At 38.1% G+C, this 11377-nt stretch carries 9 protein-coding genes; 2 read left to right on the top strand and 7 right to left on the bottom strand.

What is annotated here, in order from left to right; all coding sequences use genetic code 11:
- The first annotated feature begins 47 nt into the window (after positions 1-47).
- Both B5440_RS09255 and B5440_RS09250 read left to right on the top strand, forming a co-directional pair.
- A complete protein-coding gene (locus B5440_RS09255) occupies positions 48-2966 on the top strand; it encodes a cation-translocating P-type ATPase (RefSeq protein ID WP_070053347.1) in 2919 nt (972 codons plus the stop codon).
- A gap of 10 nt (positions 2967-2976) precedes the next feature.
- Complete coding sequence (locus B5440_RS09250) at positions 2977-3966, top strand: 2-hydroxyacid dehydrogenase (protein ID WP_070053371.1); 990 nt, start codon at positions 2977-2979, stop codon at positions 3964-3966.
- Positions 3967-4060: 94 nt separating this feature from the next.
- Here B5440_RS09250 and B5440_RS09245 read toward each other — a convergent pair whose 3' ends face one another.
- The 7 genes from B5440_RS09245 to holA all read right to left on the bottom strand — a co-directional run bounded on the left by B5440_RS09245 (position 4061) and on the right by holA (position 11358).
- Entirely contained in the window at positions 4061-5413 is a 1353-nt protein-coding gene (locus tag B5440_RS09245) for a M24 family metallopeptidase (RefSeq protein ID WP_079711112.1), read from the bottom strand.
- 11 nt (positions 5414-5424) lie between these two features.
- Positions 5425-6522: an AMP-binding protein gene (locus B5440_RS09240; RefSeq protein WP_070053346.1), complete on the bottom strand. Its 1098-nt coding sequence runs from the start codon at positions 6520-6522 to the stop codon at positions 5425-5427.
- A gap of 61 nt (positions 6523-6583) precedes the next feature.
- Positions 6584-7525, bottom strand: coding sequence for a CPBP family intramembrane glutamic endopeptidase (locus B5440_RS09235; RefSeq protein WP_070053345.1), 942 nt, complete (start codon positions 7523-7525; stop codon positions 6584-6586).
- Between the two features lie 3 nt (positions 7526-7528).
- Positions 7529-8563, bottom strand: a complete 1035-nt coding sequence (locus B5440_RS09230; RefSeq protein WP_070053344.1) for an o-succinylbenzoate synthase — start codon at positions 8561-8563, stop codon at positions 7529-7531.
- A gap of 27 nt (positions 8564-8590) precedes the next feature.
- A complete protein-coding gene (locus B5440_RS09225) occupies positions 8591-9271 on the bottom strand; it encodes a metal-dependent hydrolase (protein WP_070053343.1) in 681 nt (226 codons plus the stop codon).
- 178 nt (positions 9272-9449) lie between these two features.
- Positions 9450-10352, bottom strand: coding sequence for a 1,4-dihydroxy-2-naphthoate polyprenyltransferase (locus B5440_RS09220; RefSeq protein WP_070053342.1), 903 nt, complete (start codon positions 10350-10352; stop codon positions 9450-9452).
- A 1-nt stretch (position 10353) separates the two neighbouring features.
- Complete coding sequence (holA, locus tag B5440_RS09215) at positions 10354-11358, bottom strand: DNA polymerase III subunit delta (RefSeq protein ID WP_070053341.1); 1005 nt, start codon at positions 11356-11358, stop codon at positions 10354-10356.
- Positions 11359-11377 lie beyond the last annotated feature (19 nt).

The following is an 11377-nucleotide window of genomic DNA, read 5'->3' as shown; positions in this document are numbered from 1 at the left end:
TTTATAAATTTTGCATCCTTTATTCCCAAAAATAAATATAATCCTCTATGGATATAGATCAAAAACATCCTTATCATAGTTTGAGCCAGGAAGAAACTTTAGAAAAAGTTTCTGCAAAAGAGGAAGGGCTATCTTCTGATGAAGCTAAAAAACGACAGGAGAAATTCGGAAAGAACAAATTACCGGAAAAAGGAGGAACAAACCCCCTGCTACTGATCCTGAAACAGTTCAAGGATTTTCTCATATTCATTCTTTTTATTGCTGCTGGAGTCGCCTGGTGGGCCGATCAAATGGCCGATGTGTATATCATTCTGGCTGTTATACTCTTCAATGCCATTATGGGTTTCACCCAGGAGTACAAAGCAGAGAAAGCAATTCAGTCCATCAAAGAGATGCAACAAAAAAGCGCCCTGGTGTTACGAGATGGCAAAGAAAAGGAAATAGATGTTGAAGATGTTGTTCCTGGCGATATCATAATTCTTAAGGAAGGACGTACAATTCCCGCAGATGGGCGCATTATTGAAATAAATGAATTGCGCACCTCGGAGGCTTCGCTTACCGGAGAATCTATGCCCATAGACAAGGAATTAGATCCTGTAGAAGAAGATGCACCGGTTGGAGACCGAAAAAACATGGCCTGGAAGAGCACCAATGTGGTTAACGGAAAAGGCAAAGCTGTTGTAACGGCTATAGGGAACAACACAGAAATAGGGAAGATCGCCAAATCCATGGGAGAAATGGAAATGCAGGATTCCAATTTCAAGAAAAAAACCAATCTCTTAGGTAAGCAAATGGCTGTTATTGCTATCGGCACTGCCATTATCATTTTTTGGCTTGGCTATTGGGTTCAGGATTACGAATTTCAGGAAATTCTTCTGGTGACCATTGCTGTGCTGGTCTCGACTATACCCGAAGGACTACCGGCGGTGATTTCGATTGTACTGGCTATTGGGGCTAACAGAATGGCAAAACAAAATGCCTTAATCAGGGAATTTACAGCTACAGAAATGATGGGCTCTGTCTCTGTAATTCTAGTCGATAAAACCGGTACGCTCACCCAGAGCATTTTGGTGATCAAAAAGTTATTTACGGGTAACGATAAGGAAGTAGCAGTAACGGATAATGGTTATCAGCTGGAAGGAAAATTCAAAGAAAACGATCGTGAATTGAATCTGGAAGAAAACCCGGTAGAACAGAAACTCATTGCCATTGCTGCTTTTTGTAATGACGCTGGAATAAAAGGAGAAGCAGATGATATAGAAACTTCAAAAAATTCAAGTCCTCAGGAAGAAAAAAAGGAAAAGAAAAAAGAAAAAGCATCTTCTGAAACCAAAGAAAAGCAAGGGAAACAAAAAACAGGCGCACCTGCTTCCAAAAAAGAGGAGGAAGAAGAGGAAGAAATTCTGTTTGAAGAAGAAGAGGAACAGGAAAGAAATGAAGACGACCAGGAAAGCGAACAAGGTCCTGAAGTAACGGGAGATCCTACCGAGGCCGCTATGTTTGTAATTGGTAAAAAAGCCAAAATTAAAGAAAGAGAACCCTATAAAAATTACAAACTGCTTGACGATCTTCCATTTAAATCTGAACAAAAATTTCGTGCATCCCTGGTCGAAACAGAGAAAGGTCCTGAAATTTTTACCATCGGAGCCCCGGAGCGAATTCTGGAATTAAGTACGCAATATTTAACTCCTGAAGGCACTAAAGACCTGGATAACGAGAAAAGAAAAGAACTTCAGGATAAAATGGATGAATGGGCAGACGGGGCGATGAGGGTTTTAGCCCTGGGTTACAAAAAAACCGAAAAAGAAAGCATTGATCGTCAGGATGTAAAAGATCTGGTTTGGGTTGGGATAACAGGAATTATCGATCCCCCTAGAAAAGGAGTTGCAGAATCTATTAAAGAATGTAATACAGCAGGGATAAGAGTAGTGATGGTTACCGGAGATCATAAAAAAACAGCCGCAGCCATTGCCAGGGATATTGGAATATTAAAAGAAAGGGAGGATGCTAAAGATAAAGAAAAGTACCCACCTTCAATAACTACCAAAGCACTGGATGTTGATGATGAAAAATTTGATGAATATATTGATAATATAAATGTTTTCGCCAGAATGAATCCTGACACCAAACTTCGTATTGCTGAAAGACTGCAGGCAAAAGAAACATTGATAGCCATGACAGGCGATGGAGTAAACGATGCCCCGGCACTAAAGCGCGCAGATGTGGGCATTGCTATGGGAGTAAGAGGTACCGATGTGGCTAAAGATGCTTCCGAAATTGTTCTACAGGATGATAACTTTAGTAGTATTGTTAATGCCATAAGGGAAGGGCGTATAGTCTTCAATAACGTAAAAATAACAAGTTACTTTCTGCTAACTACTAATTTCGCTTTCGCAATTGCTTTTATTTTTGGTATGTCAATTGGCTGGCCACTTCTTTTTACTGCTGCACAAATACTTTATGTAAATCTAATCACAGACGGTATTATGGATATAGCCCTGGCTACAGAACCGGGACACGGCAATATAATGAAGCAACCTCCCGTAAAGAAAAGCGAAAAAATTTTAAAGTGGGATATAGCACCTTTTATAATCATTGTGTCACTCGTCATGGTTACTTTAACCTTATTAACCTTTTGGCACTATCTGCCCCAGGGCGAGGTAATGGCCAGAACAGCGGCTTTTATTGTTGTTTCTTCAACACAGTTGTTTAATGCCTACAATATGCGCTCGCTACGCTTATCGGTTTTTGAAATTGGGGTTTTTGGAAACCGATGGGTCAATATCGCTTTTATAGCGGCTATAATACTCCAGGTTATTGTAGTCAAAATTCCTTTTTTCCAGGATCTCCTGAGATTTGAAGAGCTGCCTTTTCTTGACATTTGTATACTCATTCTAATTTCGTCTGCGATTTTAGGAGCGGGTGAATTATATAAGTACCTCCGATTCAAAAAAGAACTATTTTAAAAAACATATTATGAAAACAACAGTTTACAGTCTTTCGCCTTATGAAAAGCCATTTTTGGAAAAACAAAACAAAAATGGCATTGAGTTAAACTACCGCAAAGAAAAACTTAGCAAAGAAACAGTTTCTCTGGCTGAAGGAAGCGAAGCGGTCTCAATTTTCACCAATGATGATGCTTCGGCAGAAGTGCTGGAGGAATTAAAGAAAACAGGGATAAAATATATTACAACGCGTAGCATGGGCGTTGACCATATAGACCTGGAAAAAACAAAGGATCTGGGCATTAAAGTGGCCAATGTGCCACATTACTCCCCTCACAGTGTAGCAGAACACAGTCTATCCCTTATGCTGGCACTCAACAGAAAACTGATTCCCGCCAGCAGAAAAATTCAGGATTATAATTTTCGTTTAAATGGCCTGGTTGGTTTTGATATGCACAACAAAACTGTAGGAATGTTGGGAGCGGGAGAAATTGGGGCGGTAAGCGCAAAAATTCTGCATGGATTTGGCTGTAAATTAATGATTTATGATGTAAAAAAAGACCAGGACCTTATTGAAAAATATGATGCAAAATATGTTGAACTGGAAGAGCTCTGTAAGAATTCCGACATCATTACCATTCATGCACCACTCACTAAAGACACCAAACACCTCATCAACAAAGAAAATATCAGTCTTATGAAAGAAGGTGTGATGATAATCAATACTGCCCGCGGAGCAATTTGCAAAACCGAAGATCTTATAGAAGGACTTAAAAATGGCAAAATAGGTTCCCTTGGACTTGACGTATATGAATACGAGAAAGATCTTTTCTTTGAAGATCATTCTACAGATTTGATCCAGGATGATCTTTTTGTTCGCCTGATAGGCTTTAAAAATGTGTTAATTACAGCTCATCAGGCTTTTCTGACAAACGAAGCTTTAAAGGAAAACATAGAAGCTACCTTAAAAAATCTTGAATCCTGGTCAAATGCTAAGGAAGCCAAAAATGAGGTAGAATAATTGTTCGATACAGCCAGCATATTTACAGGACTAGCAGTATCATAAACACTAAAAAATGGTATTGAACTGAACAATTTAGAAATGGGTTCAAATTCTAATTGTCTGAAATTAGCAAAAGTTCATTTTGCCTTCCATTTACATAGCGAAAACCTTGCGGCCCCCAGAATCCGGCTTCTTCCAGCATTATTCTCACCTCCTGATCCCATTCTTCCAAAAATACACTGGTGTTAAGCTCAATGGCATATACGGTGTTTTCGTGCAAAGGATAATCACCTCTTCCTGGTACTCCTTCCTGAGAATCCCACATTCCTATGGTAGTACCCGAAGAATGCCCATATAAGCCTAAAGGATGGGTATAGATCATAGGTTTTAGATCGCTGCTCTTAGCTTGTCCCAAACTTTCTAAGAGTATCTTATTTCCTGTTTTACCGGTTTTAAAATTATCGGTTAGAATATTCTGTAATTGATTTCCTTTTTTAAAGGCTTTTGAAAGAAATTCTGGGGCTTCACTTTCTCCTGCTTTCAAAACGTAAGCCATCTGCTGGCAATCTGTATTAAGTCCCAGGTAAGAAATCCCAAAGTCACAGTGAATAAGGTCTCCCGGCATAATCACTTTTTTTTCTTTTGCTGAAGAAAAGGCGCTTACGTGATCTTTAAGGGCTTCTTCGTCACGCTGAATTGATACAGTTGGATGAAACCAGGTTTCCAGTCCCAGATCGGTTACTTTTTGTCGAAGCCACCAAACCACATCTTCTGTGCTGGTTTTCCCGGGAGTAATTACTTTATCGCTAAATGCTTCCTGAATGATATCTTTGGTGATTTGCACCAATTCCGGATAAATTTCCATTTCCATCTCTGTTCTGGTTTCGATCCAACTTACCGCCAGGTTTTCTGCCGAAACAATTTTGGAATGAAATTCTTGAGGAAGGGCTTCCATAAATTTATCATAGTCCGTTTTTACCAGTCCGTCTGCAATCCCGTCCATTTCAGAATAATTTAAACCAATTTTATCAGGATTTCGGTCTTTTATTATTTCTATCAGGGCTTCCCACTGTTCAGGTTGCTTTTCAGGATTCCAGGCCGATCTTATATTATTTCCCACATCGTATCGCGCTACTGCGAGACGCTCTAAAGTATCCTGTTCCTCGTTTCTGTAAAATACAAGAATGGTTCGGCGGCGGGCATTTAACCAGGTAGGCGGCAGCATAGTTCGTAAAACGGGATCTTCGTTATATTCTCGCGCGATTACCAGCCACATATCAATTTCGGCGCGATCCATTAGTTTGGGAAGAAGATTATCAAATTTATCCTGTTGTATTTCTTCCATAAGTTGTGCGCGTTCACGTTCTGGTAATATTTGAGCTGTAGCTGGAGAACAAAAAGCTAATAAAAATATTATTAAGATAGGCTTGCATATCCAAACCCTGAATTCAATTAATTTTCTCATGAAATGAAAGCTTAGTTAACCTTGCTTTTAAAAGTATTTTCCCTGTGAATTTTCCCCGTATGGGTTTCTTCAAATTTTTCTATGAAATAGATCTTTTTAGGACGCTCGTATTTTTCAAGGCTCTTCAACTCACTAATTTCTTTCTCCAATTGTTTCAAAAGTTCTTCTGAAAATTCATTTTCAACAAAAAGCACCAATTTTTCACCAAGGGCATCATCTGGCATCGCCGTTACAAATAACCGCTGATCTATAATTTTGGAAAGCTTCTTTTCAATTTGTTCAGGGTGAAGTTTTATGCCACCAGAATTGATCACATTATCTAATCTACCCTTCCATTGAAATTTTTTATAAGTAAGAACTTCAACTACATCATTTGTGGTAATAATTTCATCTGAAAGTTTAGGCGCTTTAATCACTAAACAACCCCTATCATCTTTCGAAATATTAATGTTTGGCAGCACCTTAAATACTCGTGATTTTTTCTTGTTTTTTGATGGATTTAGTCTTTTGGCCGCGATGTGGGTAACGGTTTCCGTCATTCCATAGGTTTCATAAACTTTGGTGCTAACTTCTTTTACCATCTTTTGAAGTCGTGGAGAAACTGCCCCACCGCCAACAATAAGTTTTTTTATAAGGTGTAAGCGACCAACAGAATTATCCAGCTGAAACGGCGTCATTGCACAAAAATCATAACGCTTAAAGACCTGGTCCAGGGGATTGGAAGAAGGCGGAACCATATCTAACTGCCATCCCAAAAACATGGCACGAACCAGCATCATTTTTCCGGCAATATAGGTAGCAGGTAAACATAATAAGGCTGTAGTTTTTTCGGGTAATTCAAAGAAACGGGAAGTAGCCATGGCCGAATTGATCATATGCTCCTTTTTAATACGTATGGTTTTTGGTTTTCCGGTAGAGCCAGAAGTTTGTACCTCAATATATTTAGCAGGTTTGATCCAGTCTAATAAGAAACTTCCTACTTCTTCTTCAAATGCTTCTCCTTCTTTAATAAAGCTATAGGCCACTAGATGAAGCTCGGCATTAGTAAAATGACGTTTATTCAATCTAAAATCGGGATGGGTTTCCGGTACTTTATACTTATCTGCCATATTTAAAACCAAATATGTTACATTTCTCTCTATTGAAAGTTAGCAAATTGTAATGATAAATTTAACTTTCTTCAGAAAGTTTTAGGGTTTCAGGCTTTTCTACCTTTCCAAAGAGTTTATTCTTCCAGTCACTCCAACCATATTTTTTAGCCATAATAAATAAGAAAAGGGGATAAATTATAAATACGGGCACCAGAACGTCAATTCCCGCAGTTGGGTCTGAAATATCCTTAAAAATAGATTCTGTTTGAAACGCTGTCCAATCGGCGGTAACGAGCAGAGCGGCAGTAAGGTTGTTGCCGGCATGAAAGCCTAAAGCCAGTTCCATACCTTCATCCATTAATGTCATTATTCCCAATAAAAATCCGGTACCGATATAATAGATCATAATCAAGTTCCCCATTTGGGTTACTTCGGGGTTAAAGAAATGTAAGCCCCCAAAACATACTGAAGTAACTATTAAAGGCACCCAACGATTTTTAACGAGTGTGCCAAGCCCCTGCATAAAATATCCGCGGAATAAATATTCTTCAAAACTGGTTTGCAGCGGAATCATTATAATGGCGATCCCTACCAAAATGGCAAACGGAACCGGCTGAAAGTTTATCAGAAAATCTTCAGGATTTACCGAATACTCTATTAGCGTAACGATAATAGTAAAAGCAGCTACAAGACCAAAACCAAACCAAACGCGCCCCCAGTCAACCTTTTTTCGGCTGGTGGTAAGCGATTTTATAGGTTGATTATGCAATAATTTTACAACTAGTAAAAGAACGCCAAGACCTGCAGCAAAAGTGAGCAAGATTAGAAAAAATGTGAAGTTAGAATCTAAAACCTGCATAAGTTCTCCTTCAGTCATTTCGGCTATTTCCATTCCCCGTTCCAGAAAAACAGCTATACCTAAAGGAATTTGCCCAATAACAACACCAATAAAAACCAATAAAGTTCCAATAATATATCGCCAAAAATCATAACGATATTTAAAAGCTTCAGCTATATACATTTACTAAAAATTAAATTCCCAGCTTTTAGCCGGATTATATTGAATATTTCCTTTCGTCACTTCTAACGGACTCTCTATATTGTTAGTATACAAACTTCCGGTACCCAGTCCCTGTGGCATTTTACTGTATTTAGTATAAGTAAATTGCGAAATTGCGCTGAGGCCCACATTGCTTTCTAAAGCACTGGTAATCCACCAACCAATATTTTGTTCTTCCGCAAGATCAATCCACTCTTGTGTACCTTTAAAACCACCGATTAAACTCGGCTTTAAAATAATATACTGCGGCTTTATTGTTTGTAGTAATTCTTTCTTCTTAGTTACATCAAAAACTCCTATAAGTTCTTCATCCAGAGCAATTGGAAGCGGTGTTTTCTCACACAAATCTCTCATTTTCTCCCATTGTCCCTGCTTTATAGGTTGCTCTATACTGTGTAAGTGAAACTCACTTAAACGCTTCAGTTTTTCTAAAGCTTCAGTAGGTTTAAAAGCTCCATTTGCATCTACGCGTAATTCTATTTCTTCGGAAGAAAATTCGGTTCTTATATATTTTAAAAGCTCTAATTCGGTTTCAAAATCTATCGCACCAATTTTCATTTTAATACAATCAAAACCGGCTTCAATTTTTTCCTGAATTTGAGATTTCATAAAAGATTTTTCTCCCATCCATATTAACCCGTTAATGGGTATTGTAGCTTTTCCATCCGTAAATTCAGAAGGAAATATTTCGAACGGATTTTTAGCCTTTAATGATCTAAAAGCCATTTCTATCCCAATTTGAATGCTTGGAAATTCTTTTAATTCTTCCCAAAGCATGGTCTCTCCCAAATTAATATTGTTGCAAACCCATCGCAATTTTTCTTCGTAATCTGGCCTATCGTCTATACTTAGACTTCTAAGAATTCCACATTCGCCGTAGCCAACCTTATCACCATCGGTGATTTTTAGAAACCAGGTTTCTTTAGTAGTAAGAACGCCCCGCGAAGTTCCGCTGGGGCGTTTAAAATTTAAGATATACTTTTTATAATCTGCCTGCATATATTTTATTATTTGGCCAGGCCGAAACTAAAGTTCCAGACTTTCTCCAATTTCAAGAAGCATAAGGTCTTTCCCTTCATCAAAAAACTTTCTCTTAGCCTCTTCGTGGTCTATTTCAATGTAGCCAAAGGTATCATAATGGCAACCTAAAACTTTATCGCATTCAACAAAATCACTGGCAATAATAGCATCTTCTACCCCCATGGTAAAATTGTCTCCAATTGGAAGAATTGCCAAATCTAAAGTGGTATGATGCGGAATTAATTTCATATCCATAGTAAGTGCGGTATCGCCGGCAATATAGATATTCTTGTGTTCTCCTTCTATCACAAAACCACCCGGCTGCCCACCGTATTTCCCATCTGGAAAAGAACTGGTGTGTATGGCATTTACGTATTTCACTTTTCCGAATTCGAACTCCCAATTACCCCCATGATTCATAGGGTGCACTTCTATGCCTTTCTCCTCATAGTGATTAGCGATTTCAAAATTACTTACGATTACCGCTCCCGTATTTTTCGCAATTTCTTCAGCATCTAAAGTATGGTCCTGGTGTGCGTGGGTTAATAATATATAATCGGCCTTTAAATCTTTGATATTGATTTTATCTTTGGCCAGATCATTTCCGGTTATAAACGGATCAACCAAAACATTGATATCTCCTATTTTAATTCCCAAACAACTCTGTCCGTAAAAAGTGATTTTCATAACTTAATTTTTATGGTTTTCCCTAATTTAAGAATTCGACAAAAGAAGCTTCAACTTACCGAATATATAATTTTGTTAAACTTACTCGATAATCGAGATTAAATGCTCGCAGGCTTGTTTCCAAATCAAATGATATTTTCTAATAATAATGCTTCTTGAGCTTGCTCCATGTGGTTTACTACCAGATCTGCCCCAGTCCAAAAAGAACTGCCGTGGCAAAGGTAGAAAGTGCTAAAACCTTTAGTTCAGGATCCAGCAGGGTAGCATTTTCATTTTCTACCACTCTTTTAAGATGCAGAATTAAAGGAATAAAAGCTGGCAGGTACAGAAAATCATTTATACTTTCCAGGCTAAGTACCGTGAATAAAACCAGGCAAAGAATAGCTCCCAGAATGAGGGCATAATGATAGTTTTTCGCGTTTTTGGCGCCAAGTTTTACCACTAAGGTAATTTTACCCGCTTTTTCGTCAGAAGCCCGGTCTCTCATATTATTGAGATTTAAAACACCCATACTTAAAAACCCAATACTAAATGCCGGAAGCAATACGAGCCAATTCCATTGGTGTGCATATAAAAAATAAGAACCGTATACCGCAACTAACCCAAAGAAAATAAATACAAAAACATCTCCAAGCCCTCGGTAACCGTATGCCGATTTACCAACCGTGTATTTTATAGCAGCAGCAATTGCAGCTATTCCCAGTAGAAAGAAAAATAGCGCATAGCCTAAATTTTCTTTTCCAAAAGCTACATAAATAAGTAGAATGGCAAAAAGCAAGGTAACAATTGCTGTAATTATAATACCCTGAAGCATTTCCTTTTGGGTAATTAGCCCGCTTTGTAAAGCCCGTTGCGGTCCTACCCTATCTTCGTTATCGGTTCCCTTGACACCATCGCCATAATCGTTGGCAAAATTTGATAGCACCTGTAATCCTAAAGTGGTAGCTAGTGCAAGACTAAAAATAATAATGCTAAACACACCTTCGCTAACCGCAATGGTAGTTCCCACAATAATCCCTGAAATTGATAAGGGTAATGTTCTTAATCTGGCAGCACCTATCCACGAATTTATTTTACTCATATTAATTTAAGATCTTAACCATTAATTCTTTGAGTAAATCGCCGTGAGAGATATTCACCGCTCCCACACCTTTTCCTTTAACATCGCTTTCGTGCAACAAACCAATTACCTGACTCACTTTTTTCATTGGATAATTTTTTGCTGCTACCACATAATCTCCCACAAAATAAGGGTGAACTTTAAGCTGTTTCGCTACGTTAGCTTTAGATTTATCTGGCAGCCCGTGATATTGCATAATTTGTGAGAAATAAGAAAACAATAGCGAAATGGTAACTACCATTGGATTGTCTTTTGGGTTCTGGGCAAAATAATTTACAATGCGATGCGCCTTTAAAGAATCTCGCATTCCAATTGCTTTCCGCAACTCAAAATTATTAAAGTCTTTACTTATTCCTATATTTTGCTCAATAAGCTCTGGGGTAATTTGAGTACCCTCTGGTGTGATAAGCTGAAGTTTATTTAATTCGTTATCAATTTTCCCAAGATCAATTCCTAAAAATTCTACCAGCATTTGTGCTGCTTTAGGAGAAATGGTATAGTTTCTGGCTTTCAGAGTTTTCATGATCCAGTCGGCCACCTGGTTTTCGTAAAGGCGTTTGCTTTCAAACAAAATTCCGCTTTTCTTCAGGACTTTAGAAAGTTTCTTACGTTTGTCAAGGCTTTTGTATTTGTAACAAAAAACCAAAGTGGTGGTAGGCTGCGGATTTTCGGCATAATCTACCAGTTTCTCTATGCTTCTGGAAAGGTCTTGTGCTTCTTTAACGATAATCACCTGTCTTTCGGCCATCATAGGGTAGCGCTTGGCATTGCTCACAATTTCATCAATATTGGTATCTCGGCCATACATAATGATTTGGTTAAAACCTTTTTCTTCTTCCGCCAGTAAATTCTGCGCTATAAAATCTGAGATCCTATCTATATAATAAGGTTCTTCACCCATTAAAAAGTAAAGCGGCGACACACTACCTTTTTGAATATTATTTACAATCTCTTTTGCTTCTTCCATTAAGGTGAAGGATTTTTGA

Origin of the sequence: Salegentibacter salarius (genome assembly GCF_900168265.1) — a bacterium.
GTDB classification, from domain to species: Bacteria; Bacteroidota; Bacteroidia; order Flavobacteriales; family Flavobacteriaceae; genus Salegentibacter; species Salegentibacter salarius.
The sequence above is the reverse complement of the archived record's forward strand: the minus strand, read 5'-3'. Positions and strand labels throughout refer to the sequence as shown.